We start from the raw sequence: 20,606 nt of genomic DNA, 5'->3' as shown, positions 1-20,606 counted from the left end.
ATCCGTTAGATTGAGGTAGCACTGTTACTATTTCAGTAATTTCTGTAATTCTAAATTTAACTTTAAGACGTTCACGCGGTTCTCTCCAAATAAGCCAAGTGCCGCACCTTCCGTTTGATCTTTAATCAACTGATTTAACGTTTCTTTCGAAATATTCGTTAATTTAGAGATGCGATCCACCTGTACAGAAGCGGCCTGTGGGCTAATGTCAGGATCAAGCCCTGAACCTGAATTCGTCACTAAATCAATTGGTACTTCTGTCACTGGAACAGCCCGGTTTAGTTTCTTCCATTCCTCAATACTTTTCTCTACTCGTTTCTCTAAATCTGGATTAGACGGTGCATAGTTATTTGAACCAGACGCTTCCGCTTTATATTCAATACTAGAAACACGCCCATGAAAATAACGTGGGTCTGTGAAATTTTGACCGATTAATTTAGAACCAATCACTTCATTTTTATCATTATATATTAGACTTCCATCCGCATTATCCTTCATTACCGCTTGTGCAATACCAGTTACAATAAGTGGGTATACAAGGCCACACAACACTAAAAATGTAAAAGTAATCCGGATGATTGGTGATAGTATACTTTGTTTCTTCGCCATCTTTTTCCCCTCTTCCTTATATAAACAAGCCGACAATTATATCAATTACTTTAATTCCAATGAACGGTACAATCACTCCGCCAAGTCCATAAATAAGTAAGTTTCGGCCAAGTAGTGCATTCGAACTCATCGGTTTATATGCGATACCTTTCATCGCTAACGGAATGAGTAATGGAATAATAACTGCATTAAATATTAATGCTGATAAAATTGCTGACAGTGGTGATGTTAGTTTCATAATGTTCAATGCTTCCATTTGCGGAATCGCAAGTGTAAACATTGCTGGAATGATTGCAAAATATTTCGCGATATCATTTGCAATACTAAACGTCGTTAACGCACCGCGCGTCATTAATAATTGCTTACCGATTCCTACAACCTCAATAATTTTTGTCGGGTTCGAATCTAAATCAATCATATTCGCTGCTTCTTTCGCAGCTGTCGTCCCACTATTCATTGCTAATCCAACATCAGCCTGTGCTAGTGCCGGAGCATCATTTGTACCATCACCTGTCATGGCTACAAGTTTCCCTTTATCTTGCTCTGCTTTAATAACTGCAATTTTATCTTCTGGCTTACACTCAGCGACAAATTCATCTACTCCAGCTTCTTTTGCAATGGTTGCTGCTGTTAATGGATTATCACCCGTACACATAACCGTTTTAATCCCCAATTGACGCAATTGTTCAAAACGTTCACGCATACCAGGTTTTACTGTATCTTTTAAATAGATTAAACCGTAAATACGATTATCCACTGCAACTACAAGTGGTGTCCCGCCCTCTTTTGAAATGAGGTCTGCTTTTTGATTTACATCTTTCGGAATCGTTCCGCCTTGTGATTGAACCCATTCAATTACGCTACCTACAGCACCTTTTCTCACTTTCGTTCCATCTTGTAAATCAACACCACTCATTCTCGTTTCTGCTTTAAATGGAACAAACTCACCTTGTTCTGCAAATGCTCTATCATATGATAGAGATTTCGTTTTTACATATTCGATAACAGATCGGCCTTCTGGTGTTTCATCTAAAACAGAACTAATCGCAGCCCATTTTCCTACTTGCTCAATCGTTTCATTCCCTACAGGAAACAGTGTATGTGCCATCCGGTTCCCGAAAGTAATCGTACCTGTTTTATCTAAAATAATAGTATTAATATCACCCGCAGCTTCTACTGCTTTACCTGACATCGCTAACACATTAAACTTTGTCACCCTGTCCATCCCAGCAATACCAATTGCTGATAATAACCCACCAATTGTCGTTGGAATTAAACAAACTAACAACGCAACAAGTACAGCTGTATCGATTTGAAATCCTAAATAGTTTGTAAAAATTGGTAACGTCACAACAACGATTAAGAAAATAAGAGTTAAGCTCGTTAATACCGTATTTAAAGCAATCTCATTTGGCGTTTTTTGACGAGCAGCGCCTTCTACTAACGAAATCATTTTATCAATAAATGATTCACCAGGATTACTCGTAATAACAATCGTAATCTCATCACTGACGACCATCGTACCACCTGTTACGGAACAAAAATCACCACCCGCTTCTTTTATAACAGGGGCGGATTCCCCTGTTATCGCAGATTCATCAACAGACGCTAACCCTTTTATAACTTCCCCATCACTTGGAATCATTTCTCCTTGTTTTACAATAACAACGTCACCTTTTCTCAAATCAGTTGCTGAAACTTGAACAATATCTCCATTTTCTTTTACAACATTTGCGAACAAATCTTTCTTCGATTGTTTTAAAGAATCAGCTTGCGCTTTCCCCCGCCCTTCCGCTAACGCTTCTGCAAAGTTAGCAAATAAAACTGTAAATAAGAGAATGAGAGAAACTGTTATATTAAACCATCCTGGTACACTACTAGAATGACTTGGAAGAAACGATAAAATGAACGTAATGACAAACCCAATTTCTACAACGAACATAATCGGATTCTTTATCATAACTTTCGGATTCAATTTCGCAAAGGATTGTTTCATCGCATGTTTCACGATATCACGATCCATCGTTTTCGCTTGTCTAACCTCATCTTCTACCGCATGTATGTGTGACTCATTTACTCTTTTTTCTTTTACTACTACCGGTCTCATCATTTACCCTCCATTACTTCAATGTAAGAAATTCTGCAATTGGGCCGAGTACTAACATCGGGAAGAATGTTAATGCACCGACAATTACAATTGTTCCGATGAAAATGCCGCCAAATAAACTATTATCCGTACGGAACGTTCCGACTGTTTCTGGCACAACCGTCTTTTCTTTCAAAGAAGCTGCAACAGCTAGCATCGTAATTAAACTGAAATAGCGCCCTAAAAACATAACTAAACCAGTTGTAATATTCCAAAACGGTGTATTATCCGCTAATCCTTCAAATCCAGATCCATTATTCGCAGCTGACGAGGTGTATTCATATACCACTTGCGTTAAACCGTGGAAACCGGAATGAGAAATAGCATCTGTTCCTAAATTTGTTGAAAGAGCTAATGCTGAAAATCCTAAAATAAGCAGTGGATGAAATAGTATTGTTACCGCAATTAATTTCATTTCCTTACCTTCAATTTTCTTACCTAAAAACTCTGGTGTCCGTCCAACCATCAATCCAGATATAAAGACTGCGATAATCGCATACATAATGATGTTCACAAAGCCTGCTCCAACGCCGCCGTATACTGTATTTAACATCATATTTACGAGTGGTACTAACCCGCCAATTGGTGTTAACGTATCATGCATCGTATTCACAGCACCTGTTTCGGCAGCTGTCGTTACTGTCGCGTAGAGTGAAGAAAATACCGTTCCAAATCGCACTTCTTTTCCTTCTGTACTTCCTTGTACATGTTCGATACCCATTCCATTTAACGCTGGATTCCCATGTAATTCAGATGTCGTAATCGTTATAAACCCTAGTAAAAACACCATGAATAGTGAAACGAAAAGGATACGTCCTTGCTTTTTATTGCCTACCATTCGTCCGTACGTAAACGGAAGTGCTGTTGGCAATAACATCATAAGCATCATTTGCAAAATATTACTCATTTGCCCTGGATTTTCAAAAGGGTGCGTAGAGTTTGCTCCGAAAAATCCACCGCCGTTATTTCCGAGTTCCTTAATTGCTACGAATGATGCAACAGGTCCGCGTAAAATACTTTGTTTCGCGCCATCAATCGTTTGTGCGGTAACTGCACCGTCTAACGTTTGTGGTACACCAAGTGCGACAAAGACTAGTGCTGCAATACATGCGATAGGAAGAAATACTCTCGTTAATGCTCTCGTAAAATCAACGAAAAAGTTACCAAGTTCTTTTCCAGCAAGCCCTCTTATAAATGCCATAACGAGTGCTAACGTCGTTGCCGGTGCTGCAAACATTAAAAATGTAATTCCAATTAATTGTGATAAATAAGATAAACCATTTTCACCGCTATAATGCTGTAAATTTGTATCCGCCATAAAACTAATTGCTGTATTAAAAGCGAGCGTAGGCTCCATTCCTTCAATGTGTGCTGGATTTAATGGCAATACTCCTTGCAGTCTGAAAATGAAGTATACGACAACAATCATAAATCCATTTAATAAAACTAATGATAGTGCGTATTGTTTCCACGTTTGATTGTATTCTTTCACACCCGTAATTTTAAAAATAAGTTTTTCAAAAGGCCCGAATACTTTATCTAGCTTTTTACTCCCTTGAAAGGCTTTCTCTAAATAAATTCCCGTTGGCTTTGCCACAAGAATAAACAACAGCATTGTAATAACAACTGCGACCCAGATCATAATGAATGACTCCCCCTAATTAAAACTTTTCCGGATTTAATAATGCATACACTAAGTACACCGTAATTGCTGCAACAATAACCGATAAGGCAATCATCATGATTGCTTCCCTTCTTTCACAACTTTATCTGACCAACTTGCAAGACTTGCCATCGATGCGACTAACACAACAAAAATTCCAATCATTACAACATCTAACATAGCTATCCCCCATTCTTTTTTGTAAAAATTTACCATTAAAATATTAAAAAAGAACACTGAGCTCTACTCAGTGTTCAAAAAATGAACAACAAAAAGTAAACCTCCTCTCTAAACGCTTACGAGGTTAGCTGTCGGATTCGGGCCTAAAGAGTAGCCCTACTTTCAAACTGAAAGATTCACCCCAAGTGACGATGCACAAAATTGGTTCCCCCGCTCCATTTCTGGAACTCAGCGATTTTAGGTTTTTTTGGAAATTTTATGAATGATTTATGAGAGTAAATATACTCCTCTATATTTCACTTGTAAAGAGGCAAATTACTGAAAATAAGAAAATATCATTCTATTTAAACGCTTACATTAAGTATTATTAATATCCTTTCATCTATTTTCTCGTATTTTCTTTCTTTTTCATAGAAATGATCTTTTAAATACGAAATAAAAAGAGCGAATGACATGAAGTGCATAGCTTGTTGCACTTCGCATTCGCTCTTTTTTCACTCACTATTTATTCCCCCCGTAAAAAAGCACGTAAATTTCTCCCACGAATATAAACTTGTGACAATTCTGCATGTAATTGCTCATATTCGATAACATCTGTTTTTAAATATAAAGCGTCTTTCGATGGCAATATGATATAGGGCCTTGGAAAAATAGGATCGAGCACCACCAATTCTTGAACTCGCTCTACCGATACCGCCCAACGATTCGCTATATCTCCTAGTAACAACACTTTCATCTTCTTTCCCCCACCCTATTCAAAAAATAAAAAAGAAATATTATCACAATTCGTAAACACGACAAATGTAGCTCCAATTGTTTCATAGAGCCTCGCTGGATATCGTTTATTCCTTGTAACAACAGTAATAGGTGCTTGAAAAGAAAAGCGAATATGTTCTGTAAAGAAGCTAACGATTGGAAGCTCATCACCTAGTAAAATCACCTTCTTAATACACTCACAAATACTAGTAAAATCCTGCTCCTGACTACAACTATACGTCCAATCAAACCCATAATTCCTAACTTCAGCCGCTATCTCTTCATTTGCTGTAAAAATAATTAACTCATGTTGAAATGCTACTAAATCTATTAGACTATTTACCTTACTTTCTTCTCCAACACAAATAAGTGTTAATTCCATGTACCTCATCCTCCTTAGCATAAAAGAAATCAAACATAGATTGATATTCCCCTATACTAATCAGATTGATGAAGTGATGTATCCATCATGGCACCGTCCTCTCTCAAGACGCTTACGAAGTTAGCTGTCGGATTCGGACTTTGAGAGTAGCCCTACTTTCAAAATTGAAAGATTCACCCCTAGTGACACTGCACAAATTGGTTCCTCCGCTCCATATAATTGGACTCAGCGTATTACAAAAAATATATTCTGGCTGATATATTACTCCTGTATTTGGAAAAAGTAAACAGAAAAAAAGTCAGTTACAAAACTGACTTTTCTACTATTCATGCTTATGCTTTATTCAATTTGTATGCAAAATGATTCGTCGGTCCATGACCACTACCAATATTCAATGGCTCTTCAATTGCTATACTAATAAATCGTTTTGCCTCTTGAACTGCCTCTTCCATCGAGTATCCTTTCGCAAGGCCAGCTGTAACTGCTGACGCAAATGTACACCCGCTTCCGTGTGTTTGCTTTGAAGGAATTCGCTCACTTCTAAATTCAATAAACTTTTCTCCATCAAAGAGTAAATCAATTACTTCATTACCTTGATATTCTGCATGTCCGCCCTTCATAAGTACATATTTCGCACCTAATTCATGCAGTACTTTTGCAGCTTCTTTACTATCTTCAACGTTATGAATTTCCAGCCCAGTTAACACTTCTGCTTCTGGAACATTCGGCGTGATAACAGTTGCTACTGGTAATAAATATTCTTTTAATGCTTGTACTGCTTCTTGTTGTAATAATGATGCACCGCCCTTAGCAATCATAACAGGGTCTAGTACAATATTATTCCAGCCAAACTTATTAATATATTCTGCTACAATTTGAATAATTTCGCTGTTAAATAACATTCCTAGTTTCACAGCATCTGGTGTTAAATCCGTACCAATTGAATTCAACTGTTCCGTAATACCTTCTAACGAAACTGGATATACCCCTTGAACGCCAAGCGTGTTTTGAGCAGTAATTGCCGTAATAGCCGTCATCCCATACACACCAAGCTCTTGGAATGTTTTTAAATCTGCTTGAATGCCGGCACCGCCGCCACTATCAGATCCTGCAATTGTTAAAGCTTTATTTACTTTCATCCCACTCATCCTTTTCTATCCAAAATAGCGATGATAAATTGTTTTTGCTTCGCTTATATCCTTCGTTCCATGTACAAGTACACGACCATCTTTAAAAGCAACTAATTTCTTTTCTTCCACAGAAAATGATAATAAATATGGATTTACATTTAAATCATGCACACGATCATTCAGCAGTTCTTTGTATCGTTCAAAATCTATTTCCTCTTTATGAGGTGGTCTAATTTGAACTGTATTTCTCCCGCATAACACTGCTGTTTTCGATGTATTATCTTTATTTAAATACGGATACAATGCATTCTCTCCACACGAAGGACAATTGTGCTTACGAAGCTTTTGCACATTCATACATGAATATTCATTCTTCCATACATCAAACGATACAAGTCCATCTCGAAGCGATTCGTAATCTTCTACTAACAGTTTAAGAGCTTCCGTTACTTGATGAGAAACGACGAGAGATACAGCAGGTGATATAATTCCCGCTGTATCACATGTCGCCCCGCCAAGCGGAATCGATTGTAATAAACAAGATAAACATGGCGTTTTACTAGGAAGAATTGTGTAAGAAAGGCCGTAACTCCCTACACATGCTCCGTAAATCCATGGAATAGAATGTTTTTGCGCTATATCATTTACAATGAAACGCGTTTCGAAATTATCAGTTGCATCAATAATTACATTAACGTTTGTAACGAGTTCTTCTAATTCCTCAGCCGTTACGTCTTGAACGAGAGCTTCTACTCTTACTTCACGATTAATCTCTTCTAGACGTTTCTTTGCCGCTACAGCCTTCGGAAGATTATTTTCCACATCACTCTCTGCGTACAATTGCTGCCTTTGTAAATTACTCCAATCGACATAATCCCGGTCAACAATCGTTACTGTGCCTACACCAGCTCTTACAAACATCTCTGCATTTGCACTACCTAATGCACCTGCACCGATAATAAGTACATGTTTTTCTCTTATTTTTCGTTGCCCGTCTTCTCCAATTGGAGAAAATAATTCTTGGCGAGAATATCGATTATTCAACTACACTCATTCCTTCTAAAGGACTACTTGCTGTTGCACAACGTTTACGTGCAATACGACCTGCCTCAAATCCTAAACGTCCTGCTTCAATACCTAATTTCATTGCCTGCGCCATTTTAATAGGATCTTTTGCTCCTGACACAGCAGTATTTAATAACACACCATCCGCTCCTAATTCCATCGCAAATGCTGCATCAGCTGGGCTACCGATACCAGCATCAACGATAACTGGTACTGTCGCTTGTTCAATAATGAAGCTTAAATTTAACGGATTTACAATACCAAGCCCTGAACCGATTGGGGATGCTCCTGGCATAATTGCATGCACACCTAGTTCTTGTAATTTACGTGCTAATACAACATCATCAGATGTATACGGAAGTACGATAAACCCTTCTTCTAGTAACATTTCAGATGCCTTTAACGTTTCTACTGGATCAGATAATAACGTTCTATCATCACCAATAACTTCTACTTTAATCATGTCGCAAAGCCCTGAAGCTTTTGCTAATTTTGCAATACGAACAGCTTCTTCAGCATTTTTTGCTCCGGCTGTATTTGGTAATAACTTATATTTTTTCACATCAAGTTTCTCTAATAAATTAGGCTGCTTTGCATCGAATATATCCATACGGCGTACTGCGAACGTTAAAACCTCAGCCTCAGATACATCAATTGCCTTTTGCTGTACATCAAAATCAGGGAATTTTCCTGTTCCTAATAAAAGTCTAGAATGAAATGAAAATGGTCCAATGTTTAACATAATCAACCGCCTCCTACGAAAGTTACAATCTCAATTTGGTCTCCATCAAAAACAGATGTATCTGTATGATCATCTTTTTGTAAAATATCTTTATTACGCTCTACTACAACAATTCTGTTTTCCAACTCTAAATGTGTAAGTAGCTCAGCTACTGTTTTTACACTCTCTGGCACTTCAATTTGATTACCATTAATTTTTAAATTCAAACTTCCATCCCCTTTCTAAACTGTTTTAGAAAGCAATAAATCTAGCAAGTGATTCTCCTGCTTTCCTTCTATTAAATCCGCCATATACTGACCAGAAACAGGGCTTAATAAAATACCGTTTCGATAATGGCCCGTACAAGCATATAAACCTTTTATTTCTTCATGCTCTCCCATATAAGGAGCTTCATGATTCGATTGTGGTCTTAATCCTGCCCATGCACTTTCCCATTCCGCTTCTTTTAAAGCTGGCAATATTGTATACGCACGCTCTAATATAGAAGTAATACTTTCTGGTTGCACCGTTTTATGAAACGTATGGGGCTTCATCGTTGCTCCAATTACGTAACGTCCGCCGCGCTTTGGTGCAATGTAAAATCTTTCTTGAAAAATAGGCGCCTTTAAAAGTGGTTTTCTACTTCTTACCGCTACTACTTCTCCTTTAACTGGATATGTACCCCATTCGCGGTGAAAATAACCTAGTAACTTCGTACTCCATGAGCCACCCGCGATAACCACTTTCTCACAAGTGATACTACCTTCGCTTGTCACAATTCCAGTCACTTTATTATTTTCAATACGAATATCAAACACTTCTGTCTGTTCATATATATCAGCGCCCGAAAATGATGCGGAATGTGCGAATGCTTTTGTAAGCTCTGGTGCAATAACATGACCATCTTTTGGATAATATACAGCCCCTATAATTGACTCAGATAGATACGGCTCTTTCTCTCGTAAACGATCTCCCGTTAAAAAGTAAGAATCTTCACCTGTTTTCTGCTGCCAATCCATAATGTGAAGAATTCTTTCCTTCTCATCTTCATTTTGAGCAATTCGATAAATGCCTTTCTCTTCATACCCAATATCGATTCCTGTTTTTTCACGTAAAACTTCTGCAAGTTGTGGAAATATAGCACGGCTTTCTCTAGCAAGTTCAAATAGCGGATCATATTCATCCCATTCTGCCTGAACCCCAAGTAAACCAGCAGCTGCTTTCGAGGCTTCAGATGCAATTCTTTGCTTCTCTACAATCGCTACTTTATATCCTCTTTCTGCTAGAAAATGTGCAACTGAACTACCAATTACACCACCGCCAATTATCGCTACATCATACTTCTTACACATGTTTTTCCGCCCACTTTCTTATTGATTCCTTATAAGATTTCGCTTTGCTATACGGGTTACTACTACTTATAATCCCAGACATAACAGCAATCCCACTGACGCCGTTAGTAAGAACATCTACAGTGTTTTCCGGATTGATTCCTCCAATCGCTGTAATCGGTATGGATAAACACTTTGCAATGTCTGAAATTTCTTCAAGCCCTCTCGCTGGCACACCTTTTTTACAATCTGTCGGAAATACATGACCATAGACAAGTGAATCCGCTCCATTCTTAAATGCATCAATCGCCTCTTCTAAAGAATGCACAGAATAACCGACATGCAAATAAGAAAACTTTTCTTTCACTGACCTTACATCTGCGCTTCGATATCCTAGCTGCACGCGCGGAATGTTTAATAAAATAGCAATATCAATTCGATCATTTATCACTATTTTCGATGCAGGAAAGCCTTTCTTCAAAAGACTTTCCACACCTTCATACAATTCCTTCGTACTTTTCTCACGCTCACGAATATGCAAATAATCAATTTCACTTTCAATTTGCATCGCTACATTCACTAACTCTTCGAATGACATGTGACCATTTGAGATTACATGAAGCTCATTTCTCATATTCATTCGCCTACTTTAAAATGTTTTCGAATAACTCATCGGCTGGAACGATTTCTTTCGTCATTCCTTTATCTTTCAGCCATTTATTTTGTTTCTCCCATGATTCTTTTGAATCTGATAAGAATGGCTCATCTTTCGTTTCCATCTTCTCTAATAAAATTTTCATACTTTCTTTTTCAACTTCTGGTACAAGCGGGAAGTTTTCTTTTTCTTGATGATTTAATAAAATATTTAATGCTTCATCTGGATTTTTCTTCATGAAATCATAGCCCTTTTTCGTGCCACGTAAGAAAGCTTGCAACGCTTCTTTATCTTTCTTCAACGTTTTATCACCTGTTACAAATACAAGCTCATGATAATTCGGTACACCATAATCTGCTGGATTAAAGTATGCTGGCTCATGACCTTCATGACGCATAACAGGTACTTCATGGTTAATGTATGCCCCTGTTACCGCATCCACTTTTTTCGTAATTAATGCTGGTACTAAATCAAAGCCAACATCAACTACTTTCACTGTATCTGGATTACCACCAGCCTCTTTTACCATCGTTTTTAAATACATCTCACTTAAAGGTGTTCCAGAATATCCAACTGTTTTCCCCTCTAAATCTTTTGGTGATTGAATGCCTGCTGACTTCAGTGATACGACATGATTTAATGGTGAACGTACGACAGCTCCAATTGATTTCACTGGAATTTGTTCGTTTGCTTTTGCCATGACAACATCTGGCTGATAATATAAGCCAACCGTTACTTTTCCTGCAGCTGCTAACGTTAATGGATCAGTCGGATTAGAAGGGAATTTAATATTCACCTTTACCCCTTCTTCTTTAAAGTAGCCTTTTTCAATTGCTGCATAAATAAAGCTGTGTACCGCATTTGGGTACCAATCAAGCATGACCGTTATTTCCTTTTCTTTTTTACTCTTATCTGATGCTGAATTACTAGAACATCCAGCAATCATTGCAACTAATAATGTAAACACAAAGATGCGTTTTAATAATTTCATGAATGCTTCCTCCAACTAATGAATTTCTTTTCTAATATCGAAATAAGTATGACGAAGAAAATAGCTAGTAATGATAACAATACAATGGGTGCAAATACACCTGCTCCGTCTAACTGCGTCATCATTCTTTTACTGAAATATCCTAACCCAGCTTGTGCACCGAGCCATTCGCCAATTGCTGCCCCAATTACACTAAGCGGAACTGCAATTTTTAAAGCTGAGAAAAAATAAGGAAGAGCAGACGGCAATTTTAATTTAAGAAAAACATCTTTTTTCGTTGCCCCGTACGTAACTAAAAGCTCTTCCCATTCTTTTTTCGTACTGCGTAGTCCATCATACGTATTGACCGCAATTGGGAAAAACGTAATTAAAACCGTAACAACGACCTTACTCCAAATCGTATATCCAAACCACAAAACGAAGAGCGGAGCAAGCGCTGTAATAGGAATCGTTTGTGAAGCCACTAATAATGGATAAAATGCTCTCTCCATCCAATTACTCGCGTTCATTAACATCGCTAGCCCTACTCCAAGTACGATAGAAATAGCCACCCCTATTAAAACGACATATAATGTTGCCGGCAAATGAACCGTAAATAATATATCTTTTAGTTTCCATATCTTCATTACAATTGCAGACGGTGACGGTAAAATGTACATTTCATCTACAATTCTTGCACCAATTTCCCACATGAAAAGTAAAATACTAGAAAGTGTAAGCGCAGGTAATAACTCCTTCAACCGGTTCATCATACAAGTACCTGCCTTTGTAACATACTAAGAAGCTCATCTTTAAGCGCTAACACTTCAGGCTTATATAAATCTTTTCTTGTCCGATTATGATCAAGCGGTACAATCCTCTCGGTTAAAGTAGTTATCGGTTGCTGCTCTACTACTAAAATTCGATTAGAAAGAAACAATGCTTCTTCCACATCATGAGTGATAAATAAAATTGTTTTTTTCCACTCTTTCCATTGTTCAAACAGCCATTCTTGCAAAGATGCCTTCGTTAAAGCATCCAACGCGCTAAACGGTTCATCTAACAGCAATATCTCCCCGCCTGTTAATAAAGTTCGAATAAAGGATACACGTTGTCTCATACCACCAGATAAATCTTTCGGATATTTTGTCTCATACCCTTGTAAGCCAAATTTATGTAGCAGTTCCTTCGCCTTTATTTGTGCTTCTTTCTTCTGTACACCTTGGCACTCTAACGGCAGGGCAGCATTCTCAATAATCGTTCTCCACGGCAGGAGCATATCTTTTTGGGGCATATACCCTACAGGATGGCTCTTTGTTTCTGTCAGCTCTATCTGTCCCGTACTTGCTTCTTCTAAACCTGTAATAAGGCGAAATAAAGTACTTTTCCCGCATCCACTCGGTCCGATAATACTTACAAACTCTTTATCTTGTATAGAAGCATTTAATTCATTGATGATTGGCTTCTCATCATAATGAAAAGAAACATTATGAAGCTGTAGTATGTTCTTGCTCCTCAAATCCCCACATCTCCTTATGGTAGGACATATCCCAGAATAAATATTCAAATCGACTGGAATATAGGAAAATCTCCTCTAATCGATCTAGCTCTTTTTCAGACTTTCCAACTGCCATTTCATTTAATAAATCTATTAACCAAACACAAAGGTTGCCATATTCTTCAGAACTATAGCCTTGAATCCACTCACCAAAGAACTCATGATCTCTTGCTCCAGGAATATCATTTAAACGCTTTCCAATTTCCCAGTAGCTCCACATACATGGAAGAAGTGCTGCTATTAATTCCGCAAGTGTGCCATTTTGAGATACAGACATCATGTAATTTGTATAAGCTAAATTTTTAGCAGATGGCTTTGCAGACTCTATCTCCTCTATAGAAATTCCAAGTCTTTTCGCATATTGTTTATGAATTGTCATTTCTCCATTTAATATCCCATCAATTTGTTCAGCAAATTTCCCCATTACTTGTGGATTCGTTGCCTTTACAACACCGATGGCATATAGCTTTGCATAATCTAACAAATATAAATAATCTTGAATAATGTAATATTGAAACTTATCTTTTTCTAACGTGCCATCTCCCATACCTACAACAAATGGATGATTATGACTCATCTCCCAAACTGGTTGTACAGTTTCTAACAATCTATCGCAAAATTTCATTTCCCTATCCCCTTCCGGTATGTGTATATAAATAAAAAACCACTTCTAAATAAGAAGTGGTTACAGCAAATAAAATTATAATTTATTCGTTGTTCCACTTCCCTTCGCTAGTATTACCTAGATCAGGTGTTATAAGGGTTAAGGATTATTCCTCTCTCAGCACAACAAGCACCCCTAGTGGTTTCAATATGAAATTTTTAAACAAAAAAGCCCCGTTTCTATACGCAAAGAAACGGGGACTTATTATTAGTGTCCGAATTGCTTCCCTACGCTAGCATAATCTAGATCAGGTAATAAAAAGGATCAAAGGCTTACGGCCTACTCTCAGCTGGCAACACCAGCTCTCCTAGCAAACTATGAAATTAACACTGTCAGTATAACACCGTAATAAGACATCATCAACTGTTTTAATTTTCTCAATTGTCAACAAAATAACGAAACCATATAATACTTATATTCTATATTAGAAATCATTATCCTAATTAATTGGGTAAAAATGAATCATTATCCTCAAAAAATTTATTTTTATATTGATTTCATATTACATTTATGTGAATAAACCCACTATATTATATCTTTATACTATAATAAAATTACAACTATACAACTAGAGGAGGTCTCTATTATATGAATATGAAAGCTACTGCTTTAACAGCAACTACTGTCGCAATTGCTTCTTTACTTCCTTCTATGGGAGAAACAAATGTACAAACAGCCAATGCTGAACAATTATCTAATGTGAAAACTGGATATGTAAAAGTTGATCAAGTAGCCTTACATACAAAAGATAACGCAAATAGCTCATCAATTGATACAATTCGCTTTAATACGAAAGTGAACATACTTGAAACAACTAATGGTTGGTATAAAGTGTCTGTTAATAATAAAGTAGGTTACGTACAAAAAGATTCTATTCTACTAAAAAACAAACTTCAATCTAATAATCAATATATCGTTAATGCCAATGCATTAAACGTTCGTTCTGAACCTAATTTAGAATCTTCAATTTTAGATGTATTACCAAATGGGAAATTCGTTACCATTGAAGAAGAACAAGGCGAGTGGTATAAAATTTTACATAATGGCAAAACAGGTTATGTACAAAAAGCATTCGTTTCTAATGGTTCACAGGCTTTAGTGAAAGGCCTCACAGTTCAAAATAATACGAAATACACAGTTGCAACACCTAAACTTAATGTACGTAGCAACGCTAGTACAAGTAGTGCACTGCTTGGTTCATTACAAAATGGTACACAATTACAAGTAGTAGAAACTGTAGGAACTTGGTATAAAATTCGTTTTGGTACAGGGTACGGATATGTCGCAAAACATTATGTGGTGCAAAACCAAACGCAATCACAAGCTCAAACGGCTCAACCTACTTCCATTCCAGCAGTTTTCAAATTCCCTACACAAGGAAAAATTAGCTCAACCTTTGATATGCGCTGGGAACAAATGCATTATGGTATAGATATTGCAGCTCCAGGTAACGTCTCTATCCAAGCGGCGGCGGCAGGTAAAGTTGTGAAATCATATTATTCAGCTAGCTATGGCAATGTTGTGTTCATCGCCCATCAAATAAACGGGAAATTATATACAACAGTCTATGCTCACATGAAAGATCGCACTGTACAAGCTGGTGATCAAGTACAAGCTGGACAATTAGTAGGTCATATGGGAAACACAGGTCATTCATACGGGCAACATCTTCATTTTGAATTACACAATGGAGAATGGAATTTTGAAAAAACAAATGCAGTAAACCCACTGCCATATTTAGTTAGGTAAATTGTATGCCACGCAATATCAATATACCTCTCTTAATTGAATACTTAGCCTTTTTAGGTTTAATCTGTTGTTTAATCATTTACAATACAAATACTGTATTTCTGTCTATTATCATTGCTTTTGTTGCTTTAGAAATTATGATGGAATCTTTTCAAGTTCAACTAAAACAAAAAATTGCCCATATTTATAATGCCATCTTTCTATTAAGTGCCCTAATAGCAAATATTATTAGTAATGGTTTTTATTTATCTACCGTATTTCCTGTATTTTTTATGGCTGTTTTATTATTCATAGCTAGATACATTCATGTTCCTAATAACAAAAAACACGAACAAGAAGCTTAGAAAGAGGAGACACTGTGTATCAATCTTTCAAAGATAATCCGCTAAAATATATATTGAATTTATACAAAAAAACAAATACTTTTTTTGGTATACAAGGAAGCTATACGGCACAATTTCTCCTTTATGGAATGTTATTTCTCGTCTTAATTACATTCTCCTTACTTTTCTATATAAATTAAAAAGGATCTCACAATTGAGATCCTTTTTAATTTATATAGAAAATGCTCTTTATCCGCAAGCATATTTTTCATAAATAAAGCTAAGATTATATTTTTTCTCTAAGCTCATTCTTTGTTCATCATCACACCAATAGAACAGAATATCATGAATCGTTGCATAACGCTTATTTTTAAGAAATAGTTTAAAGAATGATGGTAAACAATCATGTAATTGTATAAATATATAATTGCGTAATATTTCTTCTTTATATTCAATGCCCTTACAAATATACAATAATTCTTCACAATAATACGCATGTTGTGGAACTTGAATCATTTCGAAAAATGGCACATATGATAATAGTTTTCCGATGAAATGATCATATCGATCCATTATTCCTATCGTCATGTGCTCCATCATATCTTTCATTACATATAGATAATCATCTACATGAGTAGTCTTGAGTGGGTCTAATCGATCTGAAATTTGAGAAAGTACAGCTCTTTGACAAGCTAACACCGCTTGACTAGGTCCATAGTATGATAGGAAGTCTGTACACTTACGATATTTTCGTAATAAGTCATGTGTATATAAGTCATATACAAAAGTATTACAATACATTGCTAGACTCATCATATCACTATTTAATTGCTCTTTTGATAGAGATTTAGCTCTCTTACACATATAAAAGAATGTAAATTCTAATACTTCTTTATGGGATAATAGATGTTTACAGTCCATTATACATTTCTCATTAAATTTAACTCTATCCCAAATTTCTACATCTTCATCAGTTAATTCACCAATACGATATTTAATAATTAAATAGTTTAAAGCAACCGCTTGTGTCAAAAGATCCCACGTTTCATATTCCAATGAAGTGTGAACAAACTCAGCTAGGCCTTGATTTACCATAAAAGTATTCGCTTCTTCATACCAGCCAATCTCTTGGCATAAACGAAGAATACGTACTAAAGTTGGAATTTCATCTTTATGAAACTGTGGTAAATTTTTTGCTTTATCCATTCCATATACGATAAATGCCGCTAAATTTTCTTCTTTATAAAATTCTTTTTCTTTCCACACTAATATAGTTCTTTCTTTCCCTTCACCTTTTGGATGACAAGGTACAAGTAAAGAAAATAATTCAGCGAAATTATTTGGTTCTATATATGTATCTGTAACCAAATTCCAATTTGGATCGCGCTGTATAACCCTCATATAATTCCCCTTCCCTTTTGTCTACATAGGAAATATTAATCCATTATTAAATCATTAATAATAAATATTGTTATATTCGAAATCCCTCATAATACTTATATCTATCAGTATATCATTTTTTCTCTTATTTAAAATTAGGAATGACAAATTTAAATAAACTGTCGAAATTGCTAACTGTATACTTATTATATAATGGCTCAGATACATCATGCTAACATATTAGCTTAACCCTATATACTAGAATAATGTATCTGATTTTTATACGTAACTTATTCCACTAATTAAAGTCTCACTTCATTCCGTATGCTCTGATATTTCACTTAAAGCAAATCCCGCTTGATCATCTGCCGATTCTTTTATAGCTAAATCTCCTAGTGCTAACATCCCAACGAGTTGACCACTCTCAACTACTGGCAATCGTCTAATTTGATACTGTGCCATTAACTCTGTAGCCTTTTCAATAGGATCATCTGGAGAAACTGAAACAATGTTTGTTGTCATTACATTTGTAATTTTATTAGATCCAGGATGTTTTTCAGCAATTCCTCGAACAACTAAATCTCGATCCGTAACAAGACCAACAACTTGTTCATTTTCAACAACTGGGATCAATCCAATCGATTCTTCTTTCATCTTTACAGCGGCTTCATATACATTGTCTAACGGTGTACACTGTACAATATGAGTGCTCATCAAGTCTCTCACTCGTGTCATTTGTATCTCCTCCTTTTTATACATACCATAGCTTTTCCTAAATCCCTTTATTTATTTCAGGAAAATCAGTTGATAAAGGAGAATGAACGCACAATAAAAAAGAGTCAGCAATATGCTGACTCTTTTTTTTATGACCCGTACGGGATTCGAACCCGTGTTACCGCCGTGAAAGGGCGGTGTCTTAACCACTTGACCAACGGGCCATGGCTCCGCAGGTAGGACTCGAACCTACGACCGATCGGTTAACAGCCGATAGCTCTACCACTGAGCTACTGCGGAATAATATATATGGTGGGCCTAAATGGACTCGAACCATCGACCTCACGCTTATCAGGCGTGCGCTCTAACCAGCTGAGCTATAGGCCCATATACTTTACAGGGGCAGTAGGAATCGAACCCACACTGGAGGTTTTGGAGACCTCAGTTCTACCTTTAAACTATGCCCCTAAAGGATGCCGACTAGAGGACTTGAACCCCCAACCTACTGATTACAAGTCAGTTGCTCTACCAATTGAGCTAAGTCGGCATAAAAAAATGGTGGCTCGGGACGGAATCGAACCGCCGACACGAGGATTTTCAGTCCTCTGCTCTACCGACTGAGCTACCGAGCCAACATAAATGGCGGTCCCGACCGGGGTCGAACCGGCGATCTCCTGCGTGACAGGCAGGCATGTTAACCACTACACCACGGGACCATTTGGTTGCGGGGACAGGATTTGAACCTGCGACCTTCGGGTTATGAGCCCGACGAGCTACCGTGCTGCTCCACCCCGCGATGATAAAATATTTACTTTAGAAAAAATGGAGGAGGTAGAGGGATTCGAACCCCCGCGCGACTCTCGCCGCCTGTCGGTTTTCAAGACCGATCCCTTCAGCCGAACTTGGGTATACCTCCATGAAGGAAAAAGAAATATTATATTATTTATGTCTAAACCATTTAAAAAGAAAATGGAGGAGGTAGAGGGATTCGAACCCCCGCGCGATTCTCACCGCCTGTCGGTTTTCAAGACCGATCCCTTCAGCCGAACTTGGGTATACCTCCGAGACATATAATAAATAAAGTGGAGCCTAGCGGGATCGAACCGCTGACCTCCTGCGTGCAAGGCAGGCGCTCTCCCAGCTGAGCTAAGGCCCCATGTTTTTTGGGAAAATCGGGAAGACAGGATTTGAACCTGCGACCCCCTGGTCCCAAACCAGGTGCTCTACCAAGCTGAGCCACTTCCCGTTAATAAAAGCGCGCCCGAGAGGAGTCGAACCCCTAACCTCTTGATCCGTAGTCAAACGCTCTATCCAATTGAGCTACGGGCGCATATGGTGCCGAGGGCGGGGGTCGAACCCGCACGGTGGTCACCCACCGCAGGATTTTAAGTCCTGTGCGTCTGCCTGTTCCGCCACCCCGGCATGTCATATTGGAAATTGGAGCGGAAGACGGGATTCGAACCCGCGACCCCAACCTTGGCAAGGTTGTATTCTACCACTGAACTACTTCCGCAAGACATGTATGAGTTATTTTATTAAAAGTGCGGGTGAAGGGAGTCGAACCCCCACGCCAAAGGCGCTAGATCCTAAGTCTAGTGCGTCTGCCAATTCCGCCACACCCGCATATTTTGTTAAAATGGTGAGCCATGAAGGACTCGAACCTTCGACCCTCTGATTAAAAGTCAGATGCTCTACCAACTGAGCTAATGGCTCTTAATGGCTGGGCTAGCTGGATTCGAACCAGCGCATGACGGAGTCAAAGTCCGTTGCCTTACCGCTTGGCTATAGCCCATTAATTAAGAATGGTGGAGGGGGGCAGATTCGAACTGCCGAACCCGAAGGAGCGGATTTACAGTCCGCCGCGTTTAGCCACTTCGCTACCCCTCCAACATATATGGTGGAGGATGACGGGATCGAACCGCCGACCCCCTGCTTGTAAGGCAGGTGCTCTCCCAGCTGAGCTAATCCTCCATTTTGCCTGGCAACGTCCTACTCTCACAGGGACAAGGTCCCAACTACCATCGGCGCTAGAGAGCTTAACTTCCGTGTTCGGTATGGGAACGGGTGTGACCTCTCTGCCATCATTACCAGACTGTATTCATTTAAGACAAGAATCATTATAACTTATTTAACTTTGAAAGTCAACAAGTTTTTTTGTATTCTTTCAAAACTAGATAACATTTGCTTCATATTATATGGTTAAGTCCTCGATCTATTAGTATTCGTCAGCTCCACATGTCACCATGCTTCCACCTCGAACCTATCAACCTGATCATCTTTCAGGGATCTTACTAGCTTACGCTATGGGAAATCTCATCTTGAGGGGGGCTTCATGCTTAGATGCTTTCAGCACTTATCCCTTCCGCACATAGCTACCCAGCTATGCCCTTGGCAGAACAACTGGTACACCAGCGGTGCGTCCATCCCGGTCCTCTCGTACTAAGGACAGCTCCTCTCAAATTTCCTACGCCCACGACGGATAGGGACCGAACTGTCTCACGACGTTCTGAACCCAGCTCGCGTACCGCTTTAATGGGCGAACAGCCCAACCCTTGGGACCGACTACAGCCCCAGGATGCGATGAGCCGACATCGAGGTGCCAAACCTCCC

The 20,606-nt window shown here is 38.1% G+C and carries 21 protein-coding genes, 20 tRNA genes, 2 rRNA genes and 4 riboswitches (1 of these 47 running past the window's edge); of the genes, 2 read left to right on the top strand and 41 right to left on the bottom strand.

Translation table 11 applies throughout. The annotated features are described in order from the left end of the window. Positions 1-27 precede the first annotated feature (27 nt). From kdpC to tenA, 17 genes are all read right to left on the bottom strand, one after another. Positions 28-609, bottom strand: a complete 582-nt coding sequence (gene kdpC, locus AAG068_RS03925) for a K(+)-transporting ATPase subunit C (RefSeq protein WP_342718230.1) — start codon at positions 607-609, stop codon at positions 28-30. Positions 610-625: 16 nt separating this feature from the next. Beyond that, positions 626-2,716 carry a potassium-transporting ATPase subunit KdpB gene (kdpB, locus tag AAG068_RS03920; protein WP_342718229.1) on the bottom strand — a complete coding sequence of 697 codons (2,091 nt, stop codon included), beginning with the start codon at positions 2,714-2,716 and terminating at the stop codon, positions 626-628. A gap of 13 nt (positions 2,717-2,729) precedes the next feature. Beyond that, entirely contained in the window at positions 2,730-4,397 is a 1,668-nt protein-coding gene (gene kdpA / locus AAG068_RS03915) for a potassium-transporting ATPase subunit KdpA (protein ID WP_342718228.1), read from the bottom strand. Between the two features lie 19 nt (positions 4,398-4,416). Then, positions 4,417-4,497 carry a K(+)-transporting ATPase subunit F gene (kdpF, locus tag AAG068_RS03910; protein ID WP_000972378.1) on the bottom strand — a complete coding sequence of 27 codons (81 nt, stop codon included), beginning with the start codon at positions 4,495-4,497 and terminating at the stop codon, positions 4,417-4,419. After that, positions 4,494-4,598 (bottom strand): SipW-dependent-type signal peptide-containing protein, encoded by a 105-nt coding sequence (locus AAG068_RS03905; protein ID WP_000887889.1) that lies wholly within the window; start codon positions 4,596-4,598, stop codon positions 4,494-4,496. The genes kdpF and AAG068_RS03905 overlap by 4 nt, the downstream gene beginning before the upstream one ends. Positions 4,599-4,697: 99 nt before the next feature. Continuing rightward, positions 4,698-4,842: riboswitch (cyclic di-AMP (ydaO/yuaA leader) on the bottom strand. Between the two features lie 261 nt (positions 4,843-5,103). Then, the gene (locus AAG068_RS03900) at positions 5,104-5,334 is read right to left on the bottom strand and encodes a hypothetical protein (protein WP_000866315.1); all 231 of its coding nucleotides are present in this window, start codon (positions 5,332-5,334) and stop codon (positions 5,104-5,106) included. A gap of 15 nt (positions 5,335-5,349) precedes the next feature. After that, the gene (locus AAG068_RS03895) at positions 5,350-5,736 is read right to left on the bottom strand and encodes a hypothetical protein (RefSeq protein ID WP_342718225.1); all 387 of its coding nucleotides are present in this window, start codon (positions 5,734-5,736) and stop codon (positions 5,350-5,352) included. A gap of 93 nt (positions 5,737-5,829) precedes the next feature. Next, positions 5,830-5,977: riboswitch (cyclic di-AMP (ydaO/yuaA leader) on the bottom strand. 91 nt (positions 5,978-6,068) lie between these two features. Continuing rightward, positions 6,069-6,884, bottom strand: coding sequence for a bifunctional hydroxymethylpyrimidine kinase/phosphomethylpyrimidine kinase (gene thiD, locus AAG068_RS03890; RefSeq protein ID WP_342718224.1), 816 nt, complete (start codon positions 6,882-6,884; stop codon positions 6,069-6,071). A 6-nt stretch (positions 6,885-6,890) separates the two neighbouring features. Beyond that, a complete protein-coding gene (thiF, locus tag AAG068_RS03885; protein WP_342718223.1) occupies positions 6,891-7,910 on the bottom strand; it encodes a thiazole biosynthesis adenylyltransferase ThiF in 1,020 nt (339 codons plus the stop codon). Then, entirely contained in the window at positions 7,903-8,673 is a 771-nt protein-coding gene (gene thiG, locus AAG068_RS03880) for a thiazole synthase (protein WP_342718222.1), read from the bottom strand. Before thiG ends, thiF begins: the two co-directional genes overlap by 8 nt. A 2-nt stretch (positions 8,674-8,675) precedes the next feature. Then, on the bottom strand, positions 8,676-8,879 hold the full coding sequence (gene thiS, locus AAG068_RS03875) for a sulfur carrier protein ThiS (RefSeq protein WP_001049508.1): 204 nt from the start codon (positions 8,877-8,879) through the stop codon (positions 8,676-8,678). Between the two features lie 15 nt (positions 8,880-8,894). Then, positions 8,895-10,004 carry a glycine oxidase ThiO gene (gene thiO, locus AAG068_RS03870; RefSeq protein WP_342718221.1) on the bottom strand — a complete coding sequence of 370 codons (1,110 nt, stop codon included), beginning with the start codon at positions 10,002-10,004 and terminating at the stop codon, positions 8,895-8,897. Next, complete coding sequence (gene tenI / locus AAG068_RS03865; protein ID WP_342718220.1) at positions 9,997-10,617, bottom strand: thiazole tautomerase TenI; 621 nt, start codon at positions 10,615-10,617, stop codon at positions 9,997-9,999. The genes thiO and tenI overlap by 8 nt, the downstream gene beginning before the upstream one ends. Before the next feature lie 10 nt (positions 10,618-10,627). Next, a complete protein-coding gene (locus tag AAG068_RS03860) occupies positions 10,628-11,629 on the bottom strand; it encodes an ABC transporter substrate-binding protein (protein ID WP_000771335.1) in 1,002 nt (333 codons plus the stop codon). Beyond that, positions 11,626-12,378: an ABC transporter permease gene (locus AAG068_RS03855; protein ID WP_342719704.1), complete on the bottom strand. Its 753-nt coding sequence runs from the start codon at positions 12,376-12,378 to the stop codon at positions 11,626-11,628. Before AAG068_RS03855 ends, AAG068_RS03860 begins: the two co-directional genes overlap by 4 nt. Then, positions 12,378-13,127, bottom strand: coding sequence for an ABC transporter ATP-binding protein (locus AAG068_RS03850; protein ID WP_342718219.1), 750 nt, complete (start codon positions 13,125-13,127; stop codon positions 12,378-12,380). Before AAG068_RS03850 ends, AAG068_RS03855 begins: the two co-directional genes overlap by 1 nt. After that, positions 13,096-13,791: a thiaminase II gene (tenA, locus tag AAG068_RS03845; protein WP_342718218.1), complete on the bottom strand. Its 696-nt coding sequence runs from the start codon at positions 13,789-13,791 to the stop codon at positions 13,096-13,098. The genes AAG068_RS03850 and tenA overlap by 32 nt, the downstream gene beginning before the upstream one ends. 82 nt (positions 13,792-13,873) lie before the next feature. Beyond that, a riboswitch (TPP riboswitch) is annotated at positions 13,874-13,977 on the bottom strand. Positions 13,978-14,037: 60 nt separating this feature from the next. Next, positions 14,038-14,149, bottom strand: a riboswitch (TPP riboswitch). Between the two features lie 269 nt (positions 14,150-14,418). Here tenA and AAG068_RS03840 point away from each other — a divergent pair. After that, on the top strand, positions 14,419-15,579 hold the full coding sequence (locus AAG068_RS03840) for an SH3 domain-containing protein (protein WP_342718217.1): 1,161 nt from the start codon (positions 14,419-14,421) through the stop codon (positions 15,577-15,579). A 5-nt stretch (positions 15,580-15,584) separates the two neighbouring features. Further along, positions 15,585-15,923, top strand: coding sequence for a hypothetical protein (locus AAG068_RS03835; RefSeq protein ID WP_048526259.1), 339 nt, complete (start codon positions 15,585-15,587; stop codon positions 15,921-15,923). Positions 15,924-16,151: 228 nt separating this feature from the next. On the opposite strand, the gene AAG068_RS03830 is transcribed toward AAG068_RS03835, so the two are convergent. The 24 genes from AAG068_RS03830 to AAG068_RS03715 all read right to left on the bottom strand — a co-directional run. After that, positions 16,152-17,303, bottom strand: coding sequence for a DUF3965 domain-containing protein (locus tag AAG068_RS03830; protein ID WP_342718216.1), 1,152 nt, complete (start codon positions 17,301-17,303; stop codon positions 16,152-16,154). 294 nt (positions 17,304-17,597) lie between these two features. Then, positions 17,598-18,017 carry a CBS domain-containing protein gene (locus AAG068_RS03825; RefSeq protein WP_000199016.1) on the bottom strand — a complete coding sequence of 140 codons (420 nt, stop codon included), beginning with the start codon at positions 18,015-18,017 and terminating at the stop codon, positions 17,598-17,600. A 131-nt stretch (positions 18,018-18,148) separates the two neighbouring features. Further along, a tRNA-Glu gene (locus tag AAG068_RS03820) sits at positions 18,149-18,220 on the bottom strand. Between the two features lies 1 nt (position 18,221). Then, positions 18,222-18,296 (bottom strand) — tRNA-Asn (locus AAG068_RS03815). A gap of 10 nt (positions 18,297-18,306) precedes the next feature. Further along, positions 18,307-18,383, bottom strand: a tRNA-Ile gene (locus tag AAG068_RS03810). Positions 18,384-18,393: 10 nt separating this feature from the next. Beyond that, positions 18,394-18,464, bottom strand: a tRNA-Trp gene (locus tag AAG068_RS03805). Positions 18,465-18,470: 6 nt separating this feature from the next. Continuing rightward, positions 18,471-18,543 (bottom strand) — tRNA-Thr (locus AAG068_RS03800). Between the two features lie 9 nt (positions 18,544-18,552). Continuing rightward, a tRNA-Phe gene (locus AAG068_RS03795) sits at positions 18,553-18,628 on the bottom strand. 8 nt (positions 18,629-18,636) lie between these two features. After that, positions 18,637-18,712: transfer RNA gene (locus tag AAG068_RS03790), tRNA-Asp, on the bottom strand. Positions 18,713-18,715: 3 nt separating this feature from the next. Beyond that, a tRNA-Met gene (locus AAG068_RS03785) sits at positions 18,716-18,792 on the bottom strand. 27 nt (positions 18,793-18,819) lie between these two features. Further along, positions 18,820-18,912 (bottom strand) — tRNA-Ser (locus tag AAG068_RS03780). A gap of 54 nt (positions 18,913-18,966) precedes the next feature. Further along, a tRNA-Ser gene (locus tag AAG068_RS03775) sits at positions 18,967-19,059 on the bottom strand. Between the two features lie 20 nt (positions 19,060-19,079). After that, positions 19,080-19,152: transfer RNA gene (locus AAG068_RS03770), tRNA-Ala, on the bottom strand. A 16-nt stretch (positions 19,153-19,168) separates the two neighbouring features. After that, positions 19,169-19,242: transfer RNA gene (locus tag AAG068_RS03765), tRNA-Pro, on the bottom strand. 10 nt (positions 19,243-19,252) lie between these two features. After that, positions 19,253-19,326: transfer RNA gene (locus tag AAG068_RS03760), tRNA-Arg, on the bottom strand. A 3-nt stretch (positions 19,327-19,329) separates the two neighbouring features. Further along, a tRNA-Leu gene (locus AAG068_RS03755) sits at positions 19,330-19,418 on the bottom strand. A 16-nt stretch (positions 19,419-19,434) separates the two neighbouring features. Next, positions 19,435-19,509: transfer RNA gene (locus AAG068_RS03750), tRNA-Gly, on the bottom strand. Positions 19,510-19,538: 29 nt separating this feature from the next. Further along, a tRNA-Leu gene (locus tag AAG068_RS03745) sits at positions 19,539-19,619 on the bottom strand. Positions 19,620-19,633: 14 nt separating this feature from the next. Next, positions 19,634-19,709, bottom strand: a tRNA-Lys gene (locus AAG068_RS03740). 4 nt (positions 19,710-19,713) lie between these two features. Then, positions 19,714-19,788: transfer RNA gene (locus tag AAG068_RS03735), tRNA-Gln, on the bottom strand. Positions 19,789-19,799: 11 nt separating this feature from the next. After that, positions 19,800-19,883 (bottom strand) — tRNA-Tyr (locus AAG068_RS03730). Between the two features lie 8 nt (positions 19,884-19,891). After that, positions 19,892-19,967, bottom strand: a tRNA-Val gene (locus tag AAG068_RS03725). 5 nt (positions 19,968-19,972) lie between these two features. Next, positions 19,973-20,088, bottom strand: a 5S ribosomal RNA gene (gene rrf, locus AAG068_RS03720). Positions 20,089-20,191: 103 nt separating this feature from the next. Next, a 23S ribosomal RNA gene (locus AAG068_RS03715) occupies positions 20,192-20,606 on the bottom strand; it runs 2,508 nt beyond the window's last position.

Source organism: Bacillus paramycoides (assembly GCF_038971285.1).
Lineage (GTDB): Bacteria > Bacillota > Bacilli > Bacillales > Bacillaceae_G > Bacillus_A.
The sequence above is the reverse complement of the archived record's forward strand: the minus strand, read 5'-3'. Positions and strand labels throughout refer to the sequence as shown.